Raw genomic sequence first — 24963 nt, 5'->3', positions numbered from 1 at the left:
TCGGATTCTCAAAAAATCAAAGAAAATGGGAACGCCTATCAGCCAGAGGAAAAAACGGTAAAAAAAACCGCTGTTGCATGGTTGGGGTGCCTTCCATGTAGCAGCGGTTCTTGCTGTGGTTATTATTTCATTCGTTTTCTTAATATCCGGCGATAATTTGTTTCTCCCTTTGGTGCGTCCTGTATAATTTCCAACACACCATCTTCAAGCATTTTATCAATGCGATTAGAAATCCATACATCACTAATTCCAAGTTGATATTTTCCTAAAACATTACCTATAACAATAGCCATTTTGAATTGCTCTGGCTGTTCCGCAATTTCACGAAGAATGAAACTATCATATATATCTTCTGAAACACTTTGCAATTTACCATTTAGCATTGCACGCAAAGGTGCATTTTCATTTTGAAGTTGATTCCATTTCATAGCACAAGCTGAAAGAAATACAGGCTTAGCTTTTTCTTGTAGAGTTATATATTTTCCCCATTCGCCAGGAGAAACCTCACCCCATGCTATTTTGGATGTCATAGTATTTTCTTTTCCATATTCCCAGGCAGGTAACTTAACCAAATAAATTGTTGTCTGACAGTTTAATGGTCGAAGTTGTTTCATAAGCCAGTACATACCGCAAAGTTCATCCGGATTATAGCTATACCAAATACGAACTTCTTCCCCAGCTACATATCGTTCAATAACCGAAGACAATGTAGTTTTAATTTTCTGTATTTTTTCTTCAACCTGATAGTCTAAATCCTCTACAAACCAGACAGACAGCATTTTCTTGAGAACATTTTTCCGCTGTTCGCCAATTCCATTATCAGAAATATCTCCCACACTAAGAGCCATATCAAAACAATAAACATCACTGCTCTTGCCTCCCAATGGAATAGCATTCTCCCAAGCAATATGTTCTTGTTCCTGTGCTTGAATTTGTGCTTCTTTCATTTCATCTGAAGATGGAACACTCCCATCTTCGTGCCTCATAAAGACCGAAACTGCACTTCCTCTATACTTTCCCTTACCGTAAGTTTGGGCAATTTTCAAACTTCCACAGGCACTTTCACCAAATACAATTTCAATCATCTTATATACCTCCGATTTAATTACTCCCGTATGAATAAATTATATCATGCAAAACAATTTCTTCTGCTCGGTTGTGAATGTTATTGCAACGCTGCACCCATTCCATTTGACGGGTACGCTTCAATTCCTCGGTCACGCCCTCGGTGGCTTTCATCTGCTCCATGATGGTGTCTAACCGTTCCTGTGCCTGTTCGTTCAGGTCTGCAAGGTATGTCCATAACTCCCCGGTCAAGGTCAATGTGTTCAATCTGGCTGGGTGGACTTCTCTTAAATATTCCCGGTGCATCCGTCCGTACTTTCCGATGGGGCGGTGTTCTTCCGGCAGCTTCAAGTCTGGGATGTAGTAATCTCCAACAAGGATATAATCAATTCCGTTTTCTGTTATTCTTGGTTTCAATTCGCTCATGTTCCTTACCTCCTGTGGAAGCAGGCTCGTCTGGTACTAACTCAATCACATCGGTAATCTCACAATTCAGCGTTTCGCAGATACGGGCTAATGTATCCATGCTGATGTGCTTTCCCTCTTTGCTCATGTTGGCAATCATATTTGTTGTCATACCAGCGGCAAGCCTTAAATCCTCTTTTCTCATATCACGCTCTAACAGTGTGTGCCAGAGTGGTTTATAGCTGATGTGCATATTATTTTCCTGCCTTTCTATCCATACCACCGGGGCGGTTGCCCCGGCAGGAACTTTTCTCTTATTATAACACCAATCTTGTGAAATCACAATTTATTCTTGTAGCCTGCCGCTGATACCGTCTGGATTGGTTTTTCCTTTCTTTTTGTTCCCTTTAATTAGCCATGAACTGCTTCATGCCCTGGGACTTGGAGCCCGGGTTATCCGAGCCGTAGCCCTCCAGCAGATTGACCACGCCCCACACGCCAAGGCCAGCGCCGAGCGCGATAACGAGGGTCTGTAAAGTGTCGATTGCAGATGAGAAAAATGCCATATAAGCCTCCATTTCTCCGGGATTTTTCCGGTAACAAAAAAGCCGCCCATGCAGGCGGCAGGTTACAAACTTCGGGACACTTTGTCTCGAAGCATTTATGCAAAGGCGTCTGGATCGTCGATGTCATCATAGTTGAGGATGTCCTCGTCCTCTTCCGTGAGTGCATCGTCCGGCACAGTCACCTCATACATCGTACACGCCTCGTTCAGACCGGGCCGCCTGCGGCGGTTAATGAGCCTGTCGAGGTCAAAAGCGTTTTTCTGTTTATCGGCCTCCGCCGTATAGCGGTAGTTCGGATGCCGTTTCAGATCATACTTGGGAGAGAAGAACGGGGGCAGGCCCCGAAGCTGCAAAATACATTTATCTCCCGGCATGGTTGCAAGTTCGGCTGGGGTCATCAGTTCCCGGCCCAGCCGCTGGGTATTTTGACTGTAGCTTTCCGACTGGCCACGGGAGCGGCTGTCAGTCTGCATACTGATTGTGGCTTTTCCCAGCCAGTTCTCGGATATTTCCTTGATGGTGCTGGCTTCGCGGCCACCGAGGAACACCACGCTGTCCATGTTGCCGAGGATTGTCTCGGCGTGTTTATCGTAAATGGCCTTGCACTGTGCCAACTGCTGATATAGCAGGCAAAGACTCACCTCGCGGGAGCGGATAACCGCGACCAGCTTTTCGAGCTGGGGCACCTGTCCCGTGTTGGCTGCCTCATCCCACAACACCCGTACATGGTGCGGCAGGCGGCCACCGTGAACATTGTCCGCCCGTTCACACAGGAGGTTGAACATCTGCGAAAATGCAAGCGCCACTAAAAAGTTGTAGGTCTGCGTGGTATCGGAAATGATGAAGAATACCGCCGTTTTCCGATCTCCGATGCGGTCAAGCTCCAATTCGTCATAGGCCATGACTTCACGAAGCTGCGGGATGTCAAAGGGAGCCAGCCGCGCACCGCAGGAAATTAAAATGCTTTTTGCCGTCTTGCCGCTGGCCAATTTGTACTTTTTATACTGTTTGACCGCGAAGCAATCCGGCTTGCGCTTTTCAAGCCCGGCAAACATATAGTCCACCGCGTTCATAAAGTCCTCGTCATCCTCCTTGACCTCCATGCCGGAAATCATATCCACAAGGGTATTCATGTTCCGATCCTCGGCAGGCCCCTCGAAAATGATGTAGGCGATCAGAGCACAGTACAAAAGCGTTTCCGATTTCGTCCAGAATGGATCGCCTTCCTTGCCTTCGCCCTTGGTGTTGGAAATCAGGGCATCCACGAATTTCAGAATATCGGCCTCGTTGCGGATATACGCCAGCGGGTTATAGTGCATGGATTTTGAAAAATCTATGCTGTTGAATACCTTGATTTTGTACCCGCGTTTTTGCAGGAAAGCTCCGACCTGTCCCAGCACACCGCCTTTGGGATCGACCACCACATAAGAGGAATGAGCCTGTAAAAGCTGGGGCGTGAGCCAAAAGCGGGTTTTGCCGGAGCCGGATGAGCCGATAATACAGCAATTCAGGTTTCTGGCATTTGCGGGGATTTTAGGGCGGGTGTTCATCGTGAGAAACTCCGTCCCGGTCAAAATCACGTTGTTTTCAAACTTCGGATCGACAAACGGTTTGATGTCTTTTTCCGTTCCCCATCGAGCGCTGCCGTATTCTGCATCCCGCCGAAACTTCTTAGCGTTCTTGCTTTTGAAATAGATCAGCAGCCGGAAACCAACTGCGCCTACAATACCGACAAGCCAATCCAGCGGGACAAGGCCGGGGGCAAAGTCCGCAAAGGCCGGGCCAATCGTCTGGCCCAGCCCGATGAGCTTATGTGCAAAATCGTTCCCCGCCGCCAGCCGGTAGGCCGTTCCCAGCTTGAGGAACGCCCACAGGATGAACAGATAGGGAATGTTCGGAATGAGATATTTTCTGATCTTATCTGTCCTCATGGGCCACCTCCTTTGCACGTTCTTTCTGCTTCGGCTTTTCTTTGGAAAGCTGATCTGCCGCCTGTTGCAGTTGTTCCCGGATGGGAACACGGTTCGATTTTGCTTTGCTTAACACTTTCCGGGAATACTCAGAAAAGCAGGCGGTCATTGCGTCTGCCTGTCCAGCCTTGAAAAACAGCAGGTATTTGTCCGGCCCGGTTTTATAGAACGCATAGTCTACATTCCATTTCCGGGCCACGCGGTCAAAGGACTTGGCATCCCCGGATAGCTCAATGCTGTTGGTGGCTGTACCGTGGGCCATGAGCTTTCGCACACTTTGTTTTCCATGCGGTACTTGCCGCCCACGGTATGCCTTGCGGATCTTCCGGCCCACCATGCCCAGCACATACGCCAGTCCCCGCGCCGTCAGCTTGGTTGTTTTTACGGATATGGCTATCGTGCGCCGGGAAATATCTTCATCAATCAGTTACACCGCCTCCTTCCTTGGGACAATTTGTCTCGAAGTGCCATCACCGATCCCCACGGTCTTTTTTCTGCATTTGACGGTAGCCCTCCAAAGAAGAACCGTCTATGATTTCCTGATAAGCGGCCATTTGCTCCCGGATAGAGAGTTTCGGGAAAGAGAATACCTTATGCTCCTTGGGAATATCCTGCAAGCCGTGATACACTTCCACGAAATGATCGCTTTCTTTGACAACATAGCCGCCCGGGGCAAAATGGCCGTTTTCGTGGATGCAGGCATCCCGGCCATACGCCTCATAATCGAAATACGGTTTTACCTGATCCGGCACATCCAACATTTCCAGATCGTCCACATAAATACGCCCCAGCGTTTCCTCATCGGATACGCCGGGGTAAAAGCCGTAACAGTCCAGATTTTGTGTCAGATTGATGATGTCCCGTACCGAAGAACAGTGATCGCCGCTGTCGAGGACGGCCTCCAGTGTTTCCAGCTCCGATGAGGTAAGCTCGGAAAGCAGGCAGGCCAGATGATTAAGCTCGTCCAGATTTTCATACTCGCTCAGATGGTCATAGAGCCCCAGCACATCCCCATCGAAAGAGGTAATAAAAATTTCCTGATAGCGGACGCCATCCACGCCGATCCGTTTCAAGAGAGTCTCCACCTCCTGGGCGGTTGTGGGAAATTTCAGTGTTTCACCCACAAGCTGGCCCTCGCTGTACTTCCCCGCGTTGGTAACGTAGGCTTCAAACAGGGTTGCCATTAGCGGCGGCCCTGTCCCTTGACGGTCAGGATGCCCTCAAGGGTTGTTGCCGTAATTCCCAGCCGCTGGGCCACGGCAATATCATTTTTCATGGCTTCGGTCATACTGTGCCCGCAGACAACCAGCACATGAGAACGGCGGAGCAGGTCACGGCTCATGTCGATGCCGCTTTTATGCTCCTCGGGAACAGCATCATTGAGAAACAGGGGCAAGTACAGGGGCGGGCAAATAGGAGAAAAGCCTGCCTCATACACGGTGCGGCAATACTGCGCCGCCAGTTCTGCGTTTTCGCTATCGCCGCCGAGCCATGCAGCGGTGATATAAGCAAGGGGTCGTTTCATCGTTCATACCTCCGATATTTTAATAAGAAAGTTCAACCCAAACCCCACGCCCTTTCCCAGTCTTGGGAAAGGGGGCGGCTCTGGAGGATATACCCCCGCCGCTTGCCGGGGAAATAGCACAGCCGGGGCAGACCGTCAAGGGCGAGCCGCCGAAAACGGCGGTGCGCTGCACCCTTGACGGCCCACTCCCGGCTGTACTAAAAAACAGGCGGCGACGGGGGATATATACCACCAGAGCCTCTGCGCGAGGGCGGGGCCCTCGGGACAAAGTGTCTCGAAGTTGTTACTTGTCAAGTTCCTGCTTTTTCGGGGCTTTTGCCAGCTCCGGCGGCTGTTTTTCTTTCCAGTCATCCAGCAGGGACATAATCTGTTCTTTCATTTTGGCGGGAGTGACCTCCTTGCCAAAATACTTTTCCAGTTCCGCAGTAGAAATAATCACGCCTCGATCCTCCTTTTTCTGTTCTGATAAGATACCGTCAATGACATCGCCGTTGAGCTTGCCTTCCTTATCCAGCTCCCGGAGCCGTTTAGCCTGGGCCAGCGAGGGCGAAGCCTGCTCCCCGTCAATGGAAACAGCGATAAGCCTCTGATTTTTCGGTTTGATGTAGGACAGCTCCACGGCAGGCATGAAGCCCATCTTTTTATCGTCTACCTTATCCAGAAGCTCCGGCACAAGGGAGTTGAGCCGCAAGTAGCGCATGACCTTTTTATAGTTCATATCATGCGCCTCGCCCACAATCTCAACCGAGCGTTTCCCAACATCGCCTTCTGCAACGCCTTTCAGCCGCCCGCCCTGATGCTTGATGTCCTCAACCTCGAGTTCCAGCAGCGCGGCCAATTCGCTGGGGAGCATCCCGTCACGCTGCTTGTTGCTGTCCTTCATGGCCTGTACCGCTTCGTGGTCGGTCATTTCACGGACGATAAAGGGCATTTCCTCCAGCCCCGCCAGTTCACTGCCGTGGGTACGGCGATGGCCCGCTACAATTTCATAGCCGTTTCCATCTTTCTCCGGGCGGGCAAGACCGGGAACCATTACACCGTTTACGCGGATAGAAGCAACGATTTCCTGCATTTTCGCATCGTCCCTTACCTTAAAGGGGTGCGGACGGAATGTGTGAAATGGATGAACCTCGGAAAGTTTCAGATAAACCAGCTTGCCTTCCTCAACCGGGCGGGGCGGTGTGGTCGGCTCGGGAGCCGTCTGTTCCGCAGTAGCAGTTTCCTTCGGTGCCGTATCCTGTGCGGGCTTAATGGGCTCCTTGGCATCCGGGGCCTTTCCGTCACTTCGGGACACTTTGTCTCGTTTGGACGGCTTGGGCTTGTCAGGGGCCGTCTTATCCGCCTTGGGTGGGCGGCCCTTGCGGGCCTCAGCCGATTTCTCCGATTTTTGATTTTCAGTCGCGGCCTTTTCTGCTTTCGGCGGACGGCCACGGCGCGGCTTTTTCGGTTCCTCCGTATTGGCGGGCTGCGGTGTTTCTCCGGGGGCTGCCGCCTCCGGCGCTTCGGGGTTTTCCGCCTTTTCGACTTCGGCGCGGGCGTTCTGTCTCTTTTCTGCCATAAGCTCATTGATTTTGTCAAAGGACACAACCACATCGCCGGGCTCAGGTATGGCAGGCTCGGTCTGTTCCTGCTGGGGTTCAGATGCTGCGGCCTGTTCGGGTGTGGCGATAGGCTCGGCGGCCTCCGGGGAAATATTCTCCGCAGGGCCAGTATTCAGTTTTTCATCGGCCATTTACGATCCTCCTTTTCGTTAAAGTTGCACAAATTAGAGCGCTAAAATTTTGTAGTTATTTTTGTGCCTCCTTTCCGTCTATCCACGCAAAAAAGCCGCCCGTTTCTCATGCCGGACGGCTTTTTGCGTAATGTGATAGATCAAATATTATTTTTTCTGGTTTGCAGGCTCCGAAAAGCCTTGTATTTACAGTGTTCCTAATAGGAAGTAATCATATGGTAATTGAATCACAAACGTGCTTCCTTTTTTCTTTTTACCGGAGGTTACCGTAATCGTACCTGCGTGTTTTTCGATAATTTCTCTCGATAGAAAAAGTCCGATTCCTGTACCACTCTTTTCCATGACCTTCCTGGAACTTCCTCTGTAAAATCGTTGAAAAATTTTGTGATACTCATTCTGCGGAATACCAATTCCCTGATCCTCAATTTCCATTCTTACAAGATCGTTTCTTTTTTGTAACCGGATAAATATTTTTGAACCATCCGGGCTGTACTTGATTGCATTATCCAGAACGTTGATCACAGCTTCACCAAGCCATCTTTTATCCTGCATAACCATGCATGTTTCCAGCTCTTTTGCATAGTCAAAAACGAATTCAATTTCTTTCTCATCCGCTTTTGGATAAGTACAGTTCACAGCAGATATGACAGTATCCATAAGCGGAAGTTTTTTCTTATTAATCTGAATCAGTCCAGTTTCCATCTTGGATATTTCAAGAAGCGACTGCAATAATGTCTCCAGTCCATCCAGAGCACTCCGACAACGGATACGAAACTCCTCCTGTTCTGTGGCACTTAAGTCATTCTGCATCAGCACACTAAAACATGTATCCAAAGCTGCAACCGGTGTTTTTAACTGGTGAGAAATATCAGAAACCATTTCTTTCGTGTTCTCCTTTTCTGCCCTTGATTCTTCCTTTATCAACTGAATATGATGTCCGATTGCTTCAAGCTGGTCATTCAATTTTTCCAGTTCTGCATGATTTTCCGTTTTCAGTAAATCATCAAATTTATTTTCACGGAATCTGATCAGAATTTCTTCCAACTGGTCTAAAATTTTCTGATGACACGCATCTTCTTTTTTCTTCCAATAAAGTAAAAAAGTCAAAAGAAGCACGCATATCACAGTGCTTACAGCACCGGTCACCATAACCTGATGCCGGAATTGCGAATAAAATGCATTCCCTTTATTCCCCCAGTATCCATATTGCTCCAATAATCGCCTTCCCTGTTCGTTAGTTTCAATATCCTTATCCTTAAGCAATTCCGAAACAGCATCCAGCCCGGAAAATTCTTCCTTTGCAGCAATCTCTGTCATAAGATTCATTTTATATTTATAATCTTCATAAAACACATACGTGGTAAAGCAATTTAATATTGCAAACAATACTATGACAGGTAATACCAAGGAGAGCGCTACTGTAATCTTCTTGCGATATCTCTTTGTCACTGCCTTACCTCCTGATTCCATATATACCCAAGACCTCTGATATTCTTTATATAGACCGGTGCAGCCGGATTGTCTTCGATTTTCTCACGGAGTCTTCTGATATTGACAGCGATTGTATTTTCATCCACAAAATCCCCTTCCAGATCAAACACATTTTCCAATATTTGTGTTTTTGAAAGAATCTGTTTCGGATTCTGAAGAAAAAAAGTCAGCATTTTCAACTCCGTTTTTGTCAGACTGGTTTCACGACTCTTTATCAGGACTTTCATTTCTCCTGCGATAAATACGATATCTCCCGAAATCATCTTTCCGGCTTCCGTTTTCTCCTGTCTGCGGCGGAAATGTGCTTCTATTTTCAAAAGAAGTACCGAAAGACTAAACGGCTTTGTAATATAATCATCTGCCCCTGCTTCATATCCCATGACCTGATCCATCTCCTGATCTAGTGCTGTAAGACAAATAATGTATGTATTATAATTGCATCTCATCCACCTTACAAATTCCAGTCCATTCCCATCCGGAAGATTCACATCACAAATGGTAACATCCACATTATTATCACTTGCAATTCTTTTCGCTTTTTTCACTGATTCTGCTGAAAAAACCTCATATCCGGATTTTTGCAATGAAAATGTAATTCCACGATTTAAATTTTCATCATCTTCAACCACGAGTATACCTGGCATAGCATATGCACCTCTCTTTATTAACTATTTTTCCTCTTCGTTACATATTTGTTCTGCCTCAATATCCTCGGTAGTGACTTTCCCTGTAATATCCCTATAGGCTTCTTTTATTCCATTTTTGACCGCCCATTTAATTATAAAATATAATGCAAGTAATACGATTAGTGCTGTGCCAAAACTAATTCCTAATTCTTCAAACATTTCATTACCTCTGTCAATCTCGATTGAGATTTCACCTGTTTTAAGAGATTTAATAACTATTATATTTTGTTATTAAATTCTCCTCAAACCATTGAAAACACTGGGTTTATCGCAGGTGAGCTTTCCCTTATTGTTTCCCTTGTGTTATATCGTCCCACCAGCGTTTATGGACTCTGATAAGGGCAAATACAAGGGTGCAGGGCATGCCCAAGTAGTAACAGTACAATGAGGTTTATCGGAATGACAGATTTTATCCATTTTCCAAAATAGATTACGATAGCTGTACTCATTATATTTTCGGAAATCGGAAAATAAAACTCGTTCCGATACCTTCGATACTTTCGACGTGAATGGTTCCATTGTGGAGGTTTACAATCCAGCGCACCATAGAAAGGCCGAGACCGGTACCGCCATTTTCTCTGGAACGGCTTTTGTCTATGCGATAGAAACGCTCCCAGATTTTGTCCAGGTGTTCCTCACTTATTCCAATACCATCATCTTTCACTTCACCGACAATCTGGTCATTTTCGCCCTTCAGGATAACATGAATATGTCCATTTGTTTTTCCGTAATTGATGGCATTGGTTATTAAATTCATCATCATACGCAAAATCAATGTCTGGTCGCCATTCATAAATAAGTCGTCCTGCTTTTGCAGGGTGATCTCAATATTTTTTTCCTGTGCTTTTGTCTGCAGTTCTTCTATTACAAGTTCGCTTAATAATCCAAAATCCAGTTTTTCCATCAGATGCTGCTCATCCTGTTCGTTTCTGGCGATCATTAACATTTCTCTTGTCAGCTTTGACATTCGTTTTGCCTGCCTTAAGATGACTGCAATCTCTTCCTTATCTTCCGCAGATAAGTTTTCATTTTCCAATAAGTACTCACACTGGGAAATGATAACAGCAACGGGAGTCCGCAATTCATGGGATACGTCTGATGTGAATTGACGTTCCTTCTCAAACGAAAATTCCAAGCGCTCGAACATTTCGTTAAATTTCTTCGACAATTCGTATAATTCATCTTTTGCTTTTGGCAGAGACAATCGTTTGGAAAGATCTTTTCCATTGCTGATGTTTTCAACTTCATCGCAGATACGATCCACCTGTCTCAATGCCTGCTTGATCATAAAATATCCGATGGCCCCGATCAGAATAATGAGTAATGGGAATACAATCAACAGCATTTTCTCGGATGTCTGTATGAAAAGTTCTATAGAATGTACAGAGGTAATTCCTCGTACCCACATTTCGTCATCATCACCGTAAGTGTAAACGCTGTCATATATCATCCATTTTCGATTTGATTCGCTTATCGTTCGCGGTGTATTCGACATGAGGATAGTTTCTTCTGGAAATTGGGCTGGAATCGTTCCATAAAGTAATCGTCCGTTTTTGTCATAAATACAAAACATAATACCGTTATCGTAAAATTCGGTATCGCCGTCAAGATAAAAGGAATCATCCTGAAAATTAATATTTGAAGAGAATCCGGTCACTGCGGCACTGATTGCTTCTTCTGTCGCAGAAATTCCAATCCTATCCACAAAAAGAAGGAAGAGAACTAGAATAGTCCCAAGAACTACGGCGATGATTCCGGTGTACCATAGCGTAATTTTTTTCTTGATCGTCATCTGTTTCATTCGTTTTCCCTCATTACATATCCAACACCGCGAACAGTGTGGATGAGTTTTTGTTCATATTGTGCATCGATTTTTTTTCGCAAATAGCGAATGTATACGTCGATCACATTGGAACCGCCTTCAAAATCAAAGTCCCACGCATTCTGTTCAATCTGCTGTCTTGTCATTACGATATTTTTGTTGCGCATAAGACATTCCAGAACCATAAATTCTTTTGCAGAAAGATCAATTTCATTTCCGGCTCTTGTAACCTTTCTTGTGTCACGATCCAGAATAAGATCTGCTATTTTTAGTTGATTGGATGTAAATTGTGGCTTTCTACGCATCATGACACGGATTCTTGCAAGCAGTTCTTCAAATGCAAATGGTTTGATCAGGTAATCATCGGCACCAAGATCCAGTCCTTTGACACGGTCTTCAATGCTGTCTTTTGCTGTCAGTAACAGAACCGGTGTATCATCTTCTCGTTGCCTTAATTCTCTTAAGATTTCATATCCGTCCTTTCCCGGCAACATGATGTCAAGAATAATACCATCGTAGGAAGTCATATCGATATAATCCATCGCTTCCAGACCATCCCCACAGGCATCTACACTGTAATGTTCCTTGACAAGCCTTTTTTTGACAATGTTTCTTAAATCATTCTCGTCTTCTACAATCAGTAATCTCATAATGTAATTATTATAATACCAATCATTTTCGTGTGCTAGAGTCCTTTTTTCATTTTTTGAAATTACTATTTGTTTTAATCTTTTTTTAATCTTCCCCCTATATGATACATATAACAGCAAAAACAAAACATCCAAGAGACGGAAGGAGAACACGTTATGAAAAAAATATTAGTAGTTTTATTATCTCTCACATTAATATTTGCTTTTACAGGATGCACTTCATCCAATAATAGAGCAGCAGAAGATATAGAAATTAAGACACAGGAAGTTGTAACATCAAATACAGATGACAATGATGATAATATCAGCAACACAGAAAACGCAGTAGAGAATGCGAACGAAATGGATTATGATTTCTCTTCTTATGAAAACGATATCCGTAATATAACAAAAAGTGTAAACAATGCAAAAACATCTACAAATGCATCTGAGAATCACGAACAATTCTACGCTTTGAAAAAACAGGTAGACGCAGTTGATGACGAACTGGATAAACTTGATGATGAATTTGAGTATGCTTACCAGATGAAAGAGATTAGCTTCGAGATATACAAAGCGAGAGAACGCGCGATTGAAAAACTGGAAGATGAACTGGAATTAGCAGAAGAAGCGCTGGAAAACAAATACGGCATTGATGATTAATTCCATCCGGGCTACAAGAATGTGGCAGAACTTTCTTAATTTCTAAAATCGGGTAGGAGGTAGATAATTATTTTATCTACCGACCTCCCACACCACCTGGCATACGGTTCCGTACCAAGGCGGTTCTTTAGTTTTCACAAACTGTTAGATAGTAGTCAAGCATGGATATATATCCCAGCTTGGCTATTATTTTATTGATGATTACCGAATTTAGCACCTGTGCCATTCTCCATATAATATTAAATTTTGTGTCTATGTTTTATGAAAGAAACATCGCTTGACAAGGGCACACAGAGAAAAACAACTGAAAATGAGCTGCCAAGCCTTACACAATGCACCGCCTAATAGGACATAGGCGGTGTTTTTGTATGCAGACAGCGTTTTCTCTGTGTGCCGATATGGGCCAGCCGTGCGGCGTGGCCTAAATTCTTGTTGAGGAGGTTATTCGTGTCATGGCAGAAGAAAACAAGCATCCCCCTACCACGGAGGAACAGGCCCCGCCTGAAATGTCGGGAAAGGCCCCGGAAATGGAGCAGGTCGAGATCCCTGATGTGGGCGGCGGCCCCGCTCCGTCCGCAAAGGTGATTGACCTTTCCGCTGTGCGTCCCGCGCCGGAAAGGGACGCTCCGCCGGACACCCCAAAGGAGCCGGAGGCCCCGCCCGTTTCCGTCACCGAGTACAGCAAGCAGGAATGGGAAAAGCCCATGCCGGAGCCGGAGAAGCCCAAGCCCAAACGGGGCCGCACTGCAAAAGTCGAAAAAGCTGCGCCCACAGAGCCGGGGGCCAAGAAAGAGGAAAAGGCGGAGAAGCCACGCCGAGGCCGTCCGCCCAAGGCGGAAAAAACGGCCCCGGAGCAGGGTAAGCCGCCCAAGGCTGGCAAGACCCATGCGGCCCCCGAAGAAAAGGCAGCGCCCCCGGCCCCGGAAGTGCCGCCTACGCCTCGTGACGCTACCAGAGACGAAAAAGAGGAAATCGTCTATCTTGACCTTTCCGACCTGCATCCGTTCAAGGATCATCCTTTCGGTGTCCGTGACGATGCGGAAATGAAATCTCTGGTGGAGAGCGTCCGCAACGGCGGTGTCAACCAGCCCGCGCTGGTGCGTCCCCGTGAGGGCGGCGGCTATGAGATCATCGCGGGCCACCGCCGCCAGATGGCCAGCCAGCTTGCCGGGTATCGCAATATGCCCTGTATCGTCCGCAATATGACAGATGATGAGGCCATTCTCGCTATGACGGATGACAACCTCCGTCAGCGTGAAACGATTTTGCCCAGCGAAAAGGCCATGTCCCTGAAAATGCAGTATGAGGCCATCAAGCATCAGGGGGCGCGTGGCGACAGCACCGAGGCCGGAAAGCTCTCGCTTGAAAGCGTGGGCCAGCGCAACGGCATGAGCGTGAAAACCGTACAGCGATATATCTGGCTCAATGATCTTGTGCCGGAATTGAAGCAGACGATGGATGACGGAAAGCTGTCTTTTACCCCGGCTGTGGAAATTTCCCGTGTGCGGCCCAAGCACCAGAAGTATATCGCCGTGTCCATTGAGGGCCAGCAGGCTTCGCCCTCCAAGGGTCAGGCAAAACGGCTCCGCGAGCTGGACAAGGAAAACAAGCTCTCCCCGGATGTGATCGACGGTATTTTGTGTGAAGAAAAGAAAAAGGAGGATCGTGACGTGATCATTACTGGCGCTGAACTGGAAAAGTTTTTTGGCAAGGAGGCCACACCCCGGCAGATGAAAGACCAGATCATGACGCTGCTGGAGGACTGGAAAGAGCGGCAGCCGCCCGAGCTTGCCAAGCCCGATAAAAAAATGGATATGGAAAAGTAACGACCTCTGGCCACCATGACCAGAGGCTTTTTGCTGCCCCGATAGGACAGGCTCTTTGGGTTATATCCCCCGTCGCCGCCCGTAATCGAGCACAGGCGGGAGTGGGCTGTCAAGGGGGCTTCGCCCCGCCGTGTGCGGCGGCTTTGCCCTTGACCGCCTGCCCCGGCTGTGCTTTTTCTCCGGCAAGCGGCGGGGGTATATTCTCCAGAGCCGCCCCCTTTTCCAAGATTGGAAAAGGGCGGGGGGAAAAGGTTGACCCACCACATTATATAAAAACGGAGGTTTTCACAATGAAACGACCCCTTGCGTATATCACCGCCGCGTGGAGCGGCGATCCCTGTGAGGCGACAGAGCAGGCCGCCAAGTATTGCCGCGCTGTCTATGAGGCGGGCTTTTCGCCCATCTGCCCCACGCTCTATCAGCCCCTTTTCCTGAACGACGCCGTTCCCGAGGAGCACAAGAGCGGCATCGACATGGGCCGTGACCTGCTCCGCCGCTCTCATGTGCTGGTGGTGTGCGGCAGTATCTCCACGGAAAGCATGAAAAACGATGTGGCTGTGGCCCAGCGGCTGGGGATCACGGCAACCACGCTGGACGGCATCCTGACCGTAAAGCGTCAGGGCCGCCGCTGATATGTCATCCCTGTTTGAAGCCTACATAACCAACCTCGGCAAATACAACGAGGGGCGGCTTGTAGGCGAAACGCTGAAATTCCCGGCCACCACGGAGGAGGTGCAGGCCCTTTTGAAGCGCATCGGCGTGGATGGGGTACGGTATGAGGAAATCTTTATTACCTCATTCGACGGTGATGTGCTGGGCCTGTATGACCATTTGGGCGAGTATGAAAGCATTGACGAGCTGAACCATCTGGCCCATGTGCTGTCTGACCTCGACCAGAGCGACATTGAAAAGTTTGAGGCCGTCATTGACAGCGGCGAATACACGGGCAGCGTCCATGACCTGATCAACCTCGCGCAAAATCTGGATTGCTATGACTTCTACCCCGGTATCGACAGTGAGGAGGCGCTGGGCCGGGCCTATATCGAGGAAATGGAAATGCTGGATGTGCCGGATAATGTGCTGCCCTACTTCGACTTTGAAGCCTACGGGCGGGACGCACGGATCAACGACGGCGGCCATTTTGCCCCCGGCGGCTATGTGTTCAATAACGGCGGCAGCTTTGTGGAGCGGTATCACGGGATGGAGGATATTCCCCCGGAGCACCGTATCTTCGCCTATCCCAAGCTGAATATCCGGGAGCAGATGGCGGCGTATCAGGAGGTCATAGACCGTTCGGCGCTGAACGAGGAAAAGCTGCGGCTCCCCGCCAGCCGTGAGGACAGATAGGCCGCTTCTGGTCACGGTGGCCAGAGGGCAAAGGAGGTGTAAGCTATCGTCGGAGATGAAGTGTCCCGGCAGACCATCGCCATCAGCGTCAAGGCGTCCAAGCTGACCGCCCGTGCGCTGGCCTATGTGGTGGCAGCCGTGGGCTGGAAGATCGCCAAGGAGCACCGCAAGGCGCAGACACCCCACGGCAAACAGAGTGTGCGAAAGCTCATGGGCCACGGTGGGGACACCAACGCCATTGAAGTGGACACGCCTAAGCTGTTTGACAAGGTGGCCCGGAAATGGGGCGTGGACTATGCCATCCGCCGTGTGGGGGATGAAAAATATCTGCTTCTGTTCAAGGCACGGCAGGCCGACGCCATCACAGGCTGCTTTGCCGAGTATTCCCGTTTGGAGCTGAAACGGGCCAAGTCCCGGCAGACACCGATCCGGGAGCAACTCCGGCAGGCGGAGGAACAGGTGAAAAAGCAGCCCCAGCGGGAGCTGACAAAGGAGGCGGCGCATGGTGACAGATAAAATCAGGAAGTATGTTCTTCCGAATATCCCGTACCTGTTCATCGGCTGGTTTTGCCTGAAAATCGGCACGGCGTACCGTCTGGCCGCTGGTGCGGGCTTCGGGGAAAAGCTGCTGGGGCTGGGCCAGACCATCGGCGCGGCCTTTGCCGATTTCGCCCCCGGTCTTGTCCCCTTTGACTGGCTGGTGGGCGTTGTGGGTGCGCTGGCGTTCCGGCTGCTGATCTACTGCAAGGCGAAAAAAGCAAAGAAATTTCGCCGCGATGCCGAGTACGGCACAGCCCGCTGGGGAACAGAAAAGGACATTAAGCCTTTTGTCGATCCCAAGTTTGAAAACAATATGCTGCTGACTGCAACGGAACGGCTCACCATGAATACCCGCCCCAAAAATCCCTCCAATGCCCGCAACCTCAATTTTTGCGGCATCGGCTCATCCGGCTCGGGCAAGACCCGCTTTTGGCTCACGCCGCAGTTGCTTCAAGCCCATTCTTCCTATGTGGTGGTAGACCCCAAGGGCGGTGTGCTGGGACAGGTCGGAGCCTTTCTCCAGCGCCGGGGTTATCAGATCAAAGTGTTCAACAGCATCGACTTTTCCAAGTCCATGCACTATAACCCTTTGTCGTATATCCGCAACGAGGCCGACATCCTGAAATTCGTGAACGCCCTGATCACCAACACCAAGGGCGAGGGCAAGGAGGGCGATCCGTTCTGGACGAAGGCGGAAACGCTTTTGTACTGCGCCCTGATTGCCTACATCATTTTCGAGGGGCCTGCCGAGGATCGGAATATGAATACGCTGGTGGACATGATCTCCGGCATGGAGGTCAAGGAGGATGACGAAAACTATAAAAACGCCGTGGATTATATGTTTGACGGCCTCGCCAAACGCAAGCCGGATTGCTTCGCCGTGAAGCAATACCGCAAATTCAAGCTAAGCAGCGGCAAGACGGCCAAAAGCATCCTCATTTCCTGCGGCGCACGTCTGGCCCCCTTTGACATTCCCCAGCTTCGGGAGATCATGTCCTATGACGAGCTGGAGCTTGACCGCATGGGAGATCGCCGGACGGCTACTTTTTTCTGCATCAGCGACACGGACAGCACCTACAATTTCCTTGTGGCGCTGGCCTTTTCGCAGATGTTCAATCTACTGTGTGAACGGGCGGACAATGTTCACGGCGGCAGGCTGCCCCATCATGTGCGGGTACTGTGGGACGAGGCGGCCAATACGGGACAGGTGCCCCAGCTTGAAAAGCTGGTGGCCGTCATCCGCTCCCGTGAGATCAGCCTGTGCCTGCTGTATCAGCAGCTTGCCCAGTGCAAGGCCATCTACGACAAGAACGCGGAAACCATTCTCGGCAACATGGATAGCGTGCTGTTCCTCGGTGGCCGTGAAGCCAGCACCATCAAGGAAATTTCAGAAAACTGGCTGGGCAAGGCCACCATCTCCATGCAGACCGAGGGACGCTCACGGGGCCAGTCCGAAAGCTACAGCCAGAACACGCAGCGGCTGGGCCGGGAGCTAATGACACCCAGCGAGCTTGCCACCATGCCCGGAGATCGGTGCATTTTGCAGCTCCGAGGGCTGCCGCCGTTCTACTCCAAGAAGTACGATTTGAAGCAGCATCCAAACTACAAATACACCGCCGAGGCTGACGAGGTGAAGAACGCTTTTGACCTCAACAGCCTTGTGACGCGGCGGATGGACAAGCTCAACCCCAACGAAACCTATACCGTTTACAAGGTGGACGTGCCGGACGAGGCGCTCACAGGCGAGGACGAGGACATCCTCAACTATGACGATCTCGACGACCCGGACGCCTTTGTATAACCTCTGGTCACGGTGTCCAGAGGATCAGCTGCCGCCAGAAATGGCGGCTTTTTTCATAGCCGGGGCCTTGACCCCGGAGAAATGGAGGATTTATGCAGTTTTTTGCTTCTGCTGTTACTACCCTGCAAACTCTCGTCGTGGCGCTTGGCGCTGGCCTTGCCGTGTGGGGTGTGGTCAATCTGCTGGAGGGCTACGGCTCGGATAACGCAGCGGCCAAAAGCCAGGGCATCAAGCAGCTCATGGCGGGCGGCGGCATCATCGTGCTGGGTACGACCCTGATCCCTCTGCTGTCTACCCTGTTTTAAGTGTAGCTGCCGATGGGTATTCTCACCGAATGGATCACGGAATGGCTCAAAGGGCTTTTGATCGAGGGCATCATGGGAAACCTCGAGGGGCTGTTTGACACGGTGAATACCCGCGTCGGGGAAATATCCGTACAGGTGGGGACTACCCCGGCGGCATGGAACGCCGGGGTGTTCTCCCTGATACGGCAGCTTTCCGAAACGGTGATATTGCCGATTGCCGGATTGATCCTGACCTTCGTTGCCACCTATGAGCTGATCCAGATGATACTGGAAAAGAACAATATGCACGAGTTCGATGTAGCGAATATCTACAAATGGGTATTCAAAACCACTTGTGCCATCCTGATCCTGTCCAACACGTTCAATATTGTCATGGCAGTCTTTGACGTGTCCCAAAGCGTGATCGCAAGCGCGGCGGGCATCGTCACAGGCGCAACCAACATCACGCCGGATATGCTGACCGATCTGGAAATGACCCTTGAAACGATGGAGCTTGGCTCTCTGCTGGGCCTGTTCCTGCAATCGTTCCTCATTAAGTTTACCATGCTGGCGCTGAACATTTTTATTTTCGTGATCGTATATGGCCGCATGATCGAGATATATCTGCTGACCAGTTTAGCCCCCATCCCCGTGGCGACGCTCTCCAACCGAGAGCTTGGCGCGATGGGCCAGAATTATCTGCGCTCCCTGTTTGCCGTGGGCTTTCAGGGGATGCTGATTCTCGTCTGCGTTGCCATCTATGCGGTGCTCATTCAGGGTATCGCCACAGGCGGAGATCCTATCGGCGCGATTTGGGGCTGTATCGGCTATACGGTGCTTCTGTGCTTCATGCTGATGAAAACCGGGACGATCTCCAAAAGCATCTTCAGCGCCCATTGAGAAAGGAAAGGTGATCTTATCGCTGATACCGCCGCTTCTGGTCACGGTGGCCAGAGGCCGATCCCGGAGGGCCTGCACCTCTCTGACGGCATTGAGGGCCTGCGTTCCCTGCCGAAGCATAGCGTGGATATGTTGCTGACCGATCCGCCCTATGGCACGACCCGGAACTTTTGGGATGTGCCGCTGCCGCTCCCGGAGCTGTGGGAGGCGGTGAAATGGGCTGTCAAGCCGGAGGGCGCGGTGCTGTTTTTCGCACAATGCCCCTATGACAAGGTGCTGGGCGCGTCCAACCTCGCCATGCTCCGCTATGAGTGGGTATGGTACAAAAGCCGCTGCACGGGTTTTCTCAATGCCCGCCGCGCTCCGCTGAAAAAGACGGAGAACATTCTGGTGTTCTACCAGAAGTCCCCGGCCTATTTCCCGCAGTTTGAACAGGGCAAGCCGTACAAGAAAATCCACCGTTGCAGCGGGAACAGCCCCAACTACGGAAAGTTTGAACGCACCAGCGGCGAGTCCGATGGGCGGCGCTTTCCGGGGAACGTGCTGGCGTTCCCCACGGTGACAACCACCGCGCATCCCACGCAGAAGCCCGTGGCCCTGTGCGAGTACCTGATCCGCACCTACACACGCCCCGGCGAGGTGGTGGCGGACGTCTGCGCTGGCTCCGGCACAACTGCCGTAGCCGCGCTGAACACAGGCCGCCGCTTCGTCTGCTTTGAAACCGCCCCGGCCTTTTACGGCCCCGCCACGGAGCGCATCCGGCGGGCTCAGGAGGCTGTGGCATCTGGCGGGAAAGGAGAATGATGACAGGAACCTACGAAATTATTTACGCCGATCCCCCGTGGCGCTACTCCGCAAAGAAAGTGCAGGGGGCGGCAGAAAACCATTACCCCACCATGAGCATTGATGAATTGTGCGCGCTGCCTGTGGCCGAGCTTGCGGCCAAGGACAGCGCCCTTTTCATGTGGGCCACGTTCCCACAGCTCCCGGAGGCCCTGCGGCTCATCCGTGCGTGGGGCTTCACCTATAAAAGCGTCGCTTTTGTCTGGCTCAAAAAGAACAAAAAGGCGGATAGCTGGTTTTATGGGCTGGGCTTCTGGACGAGGGCCAACGCCGAGGTCTGCCTGCTGGCGACCAAGGGACACCCCAAGCGGCAGGCCGCCGATATTCACCAATTTATCATTTCCCCCATCGAGGCCCACAGCAAAAAGCCGGACGAAACGCGGGACAAGATTGTTGCCCTCATGGGCGACAGGCCCCGCGTGGAGCTGTTCGCACGGCAGACCACTCCCGGCTGGGACGTGTGGGGCAACGAGGTGGAGCCGACAGCGGGCCTCTGGTCACGGTGGCCAGAAGATAGCGGAAAGGAGGATGTTTCTTGCCCTATGTGAATGTTCCCAACGATCTTTCCAAGATCAAGACGAAAATTGCCTTTAACCTTACCCGCCGCCAGCTTATTTGCTTCGGCGGCGCGGCTGCCGTGGGTATCCCCGTGTATCTGCTGACCCGTCACGCGCTGGGCGGCACCGGGGCGATGTTCCTGATGATCGCGATCATGCTCCCGGCCTTTTTCATGGCGATGTATGAGCGTGATGGCCTGCCCTTTGAAAAGGTGGCCCGGAATATCATCCGGGCCAAGTTCCTGCGGCCCGGTGTGAGGCCCTATCAGACGCAGAATATCTACGCCCCGTTTGCGGGAAAGGAGGTCACACTTGAGCAAAAGCCCCAAGAAGTCAAAAAGCCTGACGCGGGCCTGTAATCGTCCGGCGACCATATCGGCCCAGCAGACCATTCCCTATGTGCGGATGCTGCCAGACGGCATTTGTCAGCTCCCCGGCGGTGTCTACACAAAAACGCTGGAATATGAGGACATCAACTATTCCGTTGCGTCCGCCGAGGATCAGACGGCCATTTTCGGAGGCTGGAGTTCGTGGCTGAATTATTTTGACAGTTCGCTGCCGTTCCAGCTTTCCTTTGTCAACCGCCGCAGCCGCTCCGGGAGCCGCTACAAGGTGAATATCTCCGAGGCGGATGACCGCTTCAACAGCGTCCGCACGGAATACACGGGGATGCTGAAAAACCAGATCGCCAAAAGCAACAACGGTATCGAACGGGCCAAGTACGTCACCTTTTGCATCCCCGCTGAAAATGTGGCCGCCGCCCGTCCCCGTCTGGAACGTGTGGAGGCGGACGTGATCGGCAACTTTAAGCGGCTGGGGGTACAGAGCCAGCCCCTTGACGGGCGGGAGCGTCTGGCCCTGCTGCACGGCCAGCTTCACCCCGGCAGCCGGGAGCCGTTCCGCTTCAAGTGGGCGGACATCGCCCATACGGGCATGGGAACGAAAGACTTTATCGTGCCGGACAGCTTTGACTTCCGGCAGAGCCGCTCGTTCCGCGTGGGCCAGACATGGGGCGCGGTGTCCTACTTGCAGATTATGGCGTCGGAGCTGTCGGACAAGCTGCTGTTGGAGATTTTGGAGCTGGATGCCGAGCTGACTGTCACCATGCACATTCAGACGGTGGATCAGGTCAAGGCCATTAAAACGGTCAAGGGCAAAATCTCCGACATTGACAAGATGAAAGTGGAGGAGCAGCGCAAGGCTACCCGCGCCGGATATGATCCTGACATTCTCCCGCCCGATCTCGTCACCTTTTCCAAGGATGCCGCCGAGCTGCTGGCCGACCTGCAAAGCCGCAACGAGCGAATGTTTCTTTTGACGTTCCTGATCGTCAACACCGCCCCCACGCGGGAGCGGCTGGAAAACGACATTTTCACCGTGAACGGCATCGCACAGAAATATAACTGCGTCGTCAAGCGGCTGGACTGGCAGCAGGAGCAGGGCTATATGTCCTCGCTGGCCCTCGGCTACAACGGCATTGAAATTCAGCGCGGCATGACCACCAGCTCCACGGCCATCTTCGTTCCCTTTATGACGAGGGAGCTTCGCATGGATGGCCCGTCCCTCTACTACGGCATGAACGCCCTATCCCATAACGTCATCATGGCTGACCGCAAAAAGCTGAAATCCGCCAATGGCTTATACCTCGGCTCCACGGGCAGCGGCAAGAGCTTTGCCGCCAAGCGTGAATTGCTGAACGTCTTTCTTGCCATCCCGCAGGATCGCATCATCGTGGTTGACCCGATGGGCGAATATGCTCCGCTGGTGGAACGGCTGGGCGGTCAGGTCATCGAGATCGCGCCGGACAGCCCCAACCACATTTCCCCGATGGATGTCCAGATGGACATGGGCGGCGGAGACAGCCCCCTGTCCCTGAAAGCGGATTTTCTGCTGTCGCTGTGTGAACTGGTGGTGGGAGGCCGGGACGGTTTGCAGCCTATCGAGAAAACCGTCATTGACCGCTGTGTGCGTCAGGTGTACCGGGAGATGGCGCTGGGGCTGGAAACGGCCAAAACGCCGCTGCTCCAAGATTTGTATGAGGAGCTGCTGCGCCAGCCGGAGCCGGAGGCCAAGCGGATCGCAACGGCGCTGGAACTTTACTGCACAGGCTCCCTCAATCTCTTTAACCATCCCACCAACGTCAACCTCAATTCCCGCGTGGTGTGCTTTGTGCTGAAAGGCATGGGCGAAAACCTCCGCAAGATCGCCATGCACATCACCAACGATTTTGTCACCTCTGCGGTGGGAACCAACTTCAAAAACGGCGTGGCGACGTGGTGCTACTTTGACGAGTTCCATATTCTGCTCCGCGATCCGCTGACCGCCAGTTACTTCGTGACCGTCTGGAAGATGCTCCGCAAACAGGGCTGCGTCCCCTCGGCCCTGACGCAGAATGTGAAAGACCTGCTGGCCAGCCGGGAGATCGAGAACATTCTGGACAACACGGATTTTATGATCCTGCTGTCGCAGGCGCAGAGTGACCGCGCCATTCTTGCCAAGCAGATCGGTATTTCAGAGCACCAGCTATCGTATATCACGCAGTCCAACTCCGGCGAGGGCCTGCTGTTCTATGGCAGCGTCACCATCCCGTTTGTTGACCGCTTCCCCCGTGGCGAGATTTACGACCTGCTGACTACCAAGCCGGAGGACGCTGCCAATGGAAAACAGGCAGAATAAGCCGCCCAAGGGCGGGGCTGCTTCTGGTCACGGTGGCCAGAAGTTCCATACCGACAGCGAACAGGCCAAGCTCCACAAGTCCAAGCTCCGCATGGAGAGCCGGGAGGAACGGCTGAACAAGGCCCGTGAAAGGCTGGCAAAGCAGAAGCCGCCGAAAAAGCCCGGCCCCATCAAGCGGATCGCCCGGATCGCCGGACATGAAACCCATGCTTTTCTGCATGGAAAGGTGTATCAGGAGGAGCGCGACAATGTAGGTGTGGAGGGCGGTCATTTTGTGGAGCGTTCCGGCGAGGCCGCGCTGCACTATGGGCGGTACAAGGTACGCAGGGCCATCCGGGAGCACCCGGCCAAGGCTGCCGCCCGTGCGGAGTCCCGGTACATCAAGGCCACGGCGGACTACCATTCCCGCAAGTTTGCACAGGAGCAGCCGGAGGCGCAGAGCGCCGCCGCCCGGTTATGGCACCGCCACAAGCTGAAACGGGAGTATCAGCGCAAGGCGCGGGAAACCGCCAAGCAGACCGCCAAGGCCGCCGAACAAACCGCGTCAGCCACAGAGCGGTTTGTCCGGGAAGCGGCGGCGTTCGTCAAGCGGCATCCCGTGGGGACGCTGCTTGCGCTGGGCTGCCTGCTGGTGGTGCTGACCCTGCAATCGTGTATGTCCTCGATGGTTTCCGTGGGAAACAGCACCCTTGCGGCCATCGCCGCCAGCACCTATAAGGCGGAGGACGCGGATATGCTGGGAGCCGAGGCCGCCTACTGCGCTTTGGAGGACGAGCTGCAACGCTACCTCGACACCTACACCCGCACCCACGATTACGACGAATACCATTTTGACCTCGACAGCATTGAACACGATCCCTATGTGCTGATCTCCATGATCTCCGCGCTCCATGAGGGCGCGTGGACATTGGAAGAGGTGCGCGGGACGCTGCAAGACCTCTTTGACTACCAGTACATTTTGACCGAGGATGTGGTGGTGGAGGTGCGCTACCGCACCGTTACCCGGACGGACAGAGAGGGCAACGACTATGAGATGGAGGTGCCGTACAACTATTACATCTGCTATGTCACGCTGGAAAACTTCAATCTCTCCCACGTCCCGGTTTACATGATGTCCGAGGAGCAGCTTTCCATGTACGCCCTGTATATGTCCACGCTGGGAAACCGGCCCGATCTGTTCCCCTCGTCCGGCTATATCGGGAAATACATCACCAACCGCCCGCCGGAGCATGAAGTCCCAGAGTCCTATCTGGACGATGAAACCTTTGCCGCCATTCTGAAAGAAGCGGAAAAGTATCTCGGTTTCCCCTATGTGTGGGGCGGCAGCAGTCCGTCCACATCCTTTGACTGCTCCGGCTTCGTCAGCTATGTCTACAATCAATGCGGCTGGAGCTTCGGGCGGCTGGGGGCGCAGGGCCTTTATAACATCTGCTCCCGGACGAGCAGCCCCCGGCCCGGTGATCTGGTGTTCTTTGTCGGCACCTATGACACAGCGAGCATTTCTCATGTGGGCATCTATGTGGGCGACGGCTGGATGCTCCATTGTGGCGATCCTATCAGCTATGCCAACCTGAACAGCAGCTATTGGCAGTCCCATCTTTACGCCTACGGGCGACTACCGTAAAGGAGGTTTTT

28 protein-coding genes are annotated in these 24963 nt (G+C 51.6%); 13 read left to right on the top strand and 15 right to left on the bottom strand.

Annotated elements, in window-relative coordinates; translation table 11 throughout:
• Positions 1–122 precede the first annotated feature (122 nt).
• The 15 genes from DW720_RS09655 to DW720_RS09595 form a co-directional block, all read right to left on the bottom strand.
• Positions 123–1085, bottom strand: a complete 963-nt coding sequence (locus DW720_RS09655) for a DUF3658 domain-containing protein (protein WP_014078537.1) — start codon at positions 1083–1085, stop codon at positions 123–125.
• Positions 1086–1101: 16 nt separating this feature from the next.
• On the bottom strand, positions 1102–1491 hold the full coding sequence (locus DW720_RS09650; RefSeq protein ID WP_117534454.1) for a TnpV protein: 390 nt from the start codon (positions 1489–1491) through the stop codon (positions 1102–1104).
• A complete protein-coding gene (locus DW720_RS09645; RefSeq protein ID WP_002592127.1) occupies positions 1451–1723 on the bottom strand; it encodes a helix-turn-helix domain-containing protein in 273 nt (90 codons plus the stop codon). The genes DW720_RS09650 and DW720_RS09645 overlap by 41 nt, the downstream gene beginning before the upstream one ends.
• Before the next feature lie 154 nt (positions 1724–1877).
• On the bottom strand, positions 1878–2036 hold the full coding sequence (locus tag DW720_RS09640; protein ID WP_097786389.1) for a Maff2 family mobile element protein: 159 nt from the start codon (positions 2034–2036) through the stop codon (positions 1878–1880).
• A 95-nt stretch (positions 2037–2131) separates the two neighbouring features.
• Positions 2132–3967, bottom strand: a complete 1836-nt coding sequence (locus DW720_RS09635) for a VirD4-like conjugal transfer protein, CD1115 family (RefSeq protein ID WP_118047965.1) — start codon at positions 3965–3967, stop codon at positions 2132–2134.
• Complete coding sequence (locus DW720_RS09630) at positions 3954–4352, bottom strand: PcfB family protein (protein WP_081445593.1); 399 nt, start codon at positions 4350–4352, stop codon at positions 3954–3956. The genes DW720_RS09635 and DW720_RS09630 overlap by 14 nt, the downstream gene beginning before the upstream one ends.
• Positions 4353–4476: 124 nt before the next feature.
• Positions 4477–5190: an antirestriction protein ArdA gene (locus DW720_RS09625; protein WP_118047964.1), complete on the bottom strand. Its 714-nt coding sequence runs from the start codon at positions 5188–5190 to the stop codon at positions 4477–4479.
• On the bottom strand, positions 5190–5531 hold the full coding sequence (locus DW720_RS09620) for a hypothetical protein (RefSeq protein ID WP_003020223.1): 342 nt from the start codon (positions 5529–5531) through the stop codon (positions 5190–5192). Before DW720_RS09620 ends, DW720_RS09625 begins: the two co-directional genes overlap by 1 nt.
• A gap of 283 nt (positions 5532–5814) precedes the next feature.
• The gene (locus DW720_RS09615) at positions 5815–7263 is read right to left on the bottom strand and encodes a ParB/RepB/Spo0J family partition protein (RefSeq protein ID WP_117529949.1); all 1449 of its coding nucleotides are present in this window, start codon (positions 7261–7263) and stop codon (positions 5815–5817) included.
• A 186-nt stretch (positions 7264–7449) separates the two neighbouring features.
• Complete coding sequence (locus DW720_RS09610) at positions 7450–8733, bottom strand: HAMP domain-containing sensor histidine kinase (RefSeq protein ID WP_118742996.1); 1284 nt, start codon at positions 8731–8733, stop codon at positions 7450–7452.
• The gene (locus DW720_RS09605) at positions 8709–9398 is read right to left on the bottom strand and encodes a response regulator transcription factor (RefSeq protein ID WP_118742995.1); all 690 of its coding nucleotides are present in this window, start codon (positions 9396–9398) and stop codon (positions 8709–8711) included. The genes DW720_RS09610 and DW720_RS09605 overlap by 25 nt, the downstream gene beginning before the upstream one ends.
• A 24-nt stretch (positions 9399–9422) precedes the next feature.
• On the bottom strand, positions 9423–9599 hold the full coding sequence (locus DW720_RS15740) for a DUF6019 family protein (RefSeq protein WP_021939191.1): 177 nt from the start codon (positions 9597–9599) through the stop codon (positions 9423–9425).
• Between the two features lie 164 nt (positions 9600–9763).
• A complete protein-coding gene (locus tag DW720_RS15995) occupies positions 9764–9889 on the bottom strand; it encodes a DUF6040 family protein (protein ID WP_243023761.1) in 126 nt (41 codons plus the stop codon).
• Positions 9889–11241 (bottom strand): HAMP domain-containing sensor histidine kinase, encoded by a 1353-nt coding sequence (locus DW720_RS09600; RefSeq protein ID WP_107001139.1) that lies wholly within the window; start codon positions 11239–11241, stop codon positions 9889–9891. Before DW720_RS09600 ends, DW720_RS15995 begins: the two co-directional genes overlap by 1 nt.
• Positions 11238–12032 (bottom strand): response regulator transcription factor, encoded by a 795-nt coding sequence (locus DW720_RS09595; RefSeq protein ID WP_338108859.1) that lies wholly within the window; start codon positions 12030–12032, stop codon positions 11238–11240. Before DW720_RS09595 ends, DW720_RS09600 begins: the two co-directional genes overlap by 4 nt.
• 36 nt (positions 12033–12068) lie before the next feature.
• On the opposite strand from DW720_RS09595, the gene DW720_RS09590 reads away from it, so the two are divergent.
• The 13 genes from DW720_RS09590 (at position 12069) to DW720_RS09525 (ending at position 24952) form a co-directional block, all read left to right on the top strand.
• Positions 12069–12554, top strand: a complete 486-nt coding sequence (locus DW720_RS09590; protein ID WP_107001141.1) for an entericidin EcnA/B family protein — start codon at positions 12069–12071, stop codon at positions 12552–12554.
• Positions 12555–13006: 452 nt separating this feature from the next.
• Positions 13007–14380: a ParB/RepB/Spo0J family partition protein gene (locus DW720_RS09580; RefSeq protein ID WP_118749581.1), complete on the top strand. Its 1374-nt coding sequence runs from the start codon at positions 13007–13009 to the stop codon at positions 14378–14380.
• Positions 14381–14670: 290 nt separating this feature from the next.
• Positions 14671–15012 (top strand): hypothetical protein, encoded by a 342-nt coding sequence (locus DW720_RS09575; RefSeq protein WP_055060880.1) that lies wholly within the window; start codon positions 14671–14673, stop codon positions 15010–15012.
• A gap of 1 nt (position 15013) precedes the next feature.
• Positions 15014–15727 carry an antirestriction protein ArdA gene (locus tag DW720_RS09570; protein ID WP_118749580.1) on the top strand — a complete coding sequence of 238 codons (714 nt, stop codon included), beginning with the start codon at positions 15014–15016 and terminating at the stop codon, positions 15725–15727.
• A 60-nt stretch (positions 15728–15787) separates the two neighbouring features.
• Positions 15788–16243: a PcfB family protein gene (locus DW720_RS09565; RefSeq protein WP_347560713.1), complete on the top strand. Its 456-nt coding sequence runs from the start codon at positions 15788–15790 to the stop codon at positions 16241–16243.
• Positions 16230–18068 (top strand): VirD4-like conjugal transfer protein, CD1115 family, encoded by a 1839-nt coding sequence (locus tag DW720_RS09560; RefSeq protein ID WP_118749579.1) that lies wholly within the window; start codon positions 16230–16232, stop codon positions 18066–18068. Before DW720_RS09565 ends, DW720_RS09560 begins: the two co-directional genes overlap by 14 nt.
• Positions 18069–18160: 92 nt before the next feature.
• Complete coding sequence (locus DW720_RS09555; RefSeq protein ID WP_097785041.1) at positions 18161–18373, top strand: Maff2 family mobile element protein; 213 nt, start codon at positions 18161–18163, stop codon at positions 18371–18373.
• A 12-nt stretch (positions 18374–18385) separates the two neighbouring features.
• Positions 18386–19252, top strand: a complete 867-nt coding sequence (locus DW720_RS09550) for a VirB6/TrbL-like conjugal transfer protein, CD1112 family (RefSeq protein ID WP_118749578.1) — start codon at positions 18386–18388, stop codon at positions 19250–19252.
• Between the two features lie 129 nt (positions 19253–19381).
• Positions 19382–20056: a site-specific DNA-methyltransferase gene (locus DW720_RS09545; RefSeq protein ID WP_347560712.1), complete on the top strand. Its 675-nt coding sequence runs from the start codon at positions 19382–19384 to the stop codon at positions 20054–20056.
• The gene (locus tag DW720_RS09540; protein ID WP_118749576.1) at positions 20053–20643 is read left to right on the top strand and encodes an MT-A70 family methyltransferase; all 591 of its coding nucleotides are present in this window, start codon (positions 20053–20055) and stop codon (positions 20641–20643) included. The genes DW720_RS09545 and DW720_RS09540 overlap by 4 nt, the downstream gene beginning before the upstream one ends.
• Positions 20631–21011: a PrgI family protein gene (locus DW720_RS09535; RefSeq protein ID WP_118749575.1), complete on the top strand. Its 381-nt coding sequence runs from the start codon at positions 20631–20633 to the stop codon at positions 21009–21011. Before DW720_RS09540 ends, DW720_RS09535 begins: the two co-directional genes overlap by 13 nt.
• A 46-nt stretch (positions 21012–21057) precedes the next feature.
• Positions 21058–23328 (top strand): VirB4-like conjugal transfer ATPase, CD1110 family, encoded by a 2271-nt coding sequence (locus DW720_RS09530; protein WP_118749583.1) that lies wholly within the window; start codon positions 21058–21060, stop codon positions 23326–23328.
• A complete protein-coding gene (locus DW720_RS09525) occupies positions 23309–24952 on the top strand; it encodes a C40 family peptidase (protein WP_118749574.1) in 1644 nt (547 codons plus the stop codon). The genes DW720_RS09530 and DW720_RS09525 overlap by 20 nt, the downstream gene beginning before the upstream one ends.
• Positions 24953–24963 lie beyond the last annotated feature (11 nt).

Source organism: Clostridium sp. AM27-28 (genome assembly GCF_003480955.1).
Taxonomy (GTDB): Bacteria; Bacillota; Clostridia; order Lachnospirales; family Lachnospiraceae; genus Otoolea; species Otoolea fessa.
The sequence above is the reverse complement of the archived record's forward strand: the minus strand, read 5'-3'. Positions and strand labels throughout refer to the sequence as shown.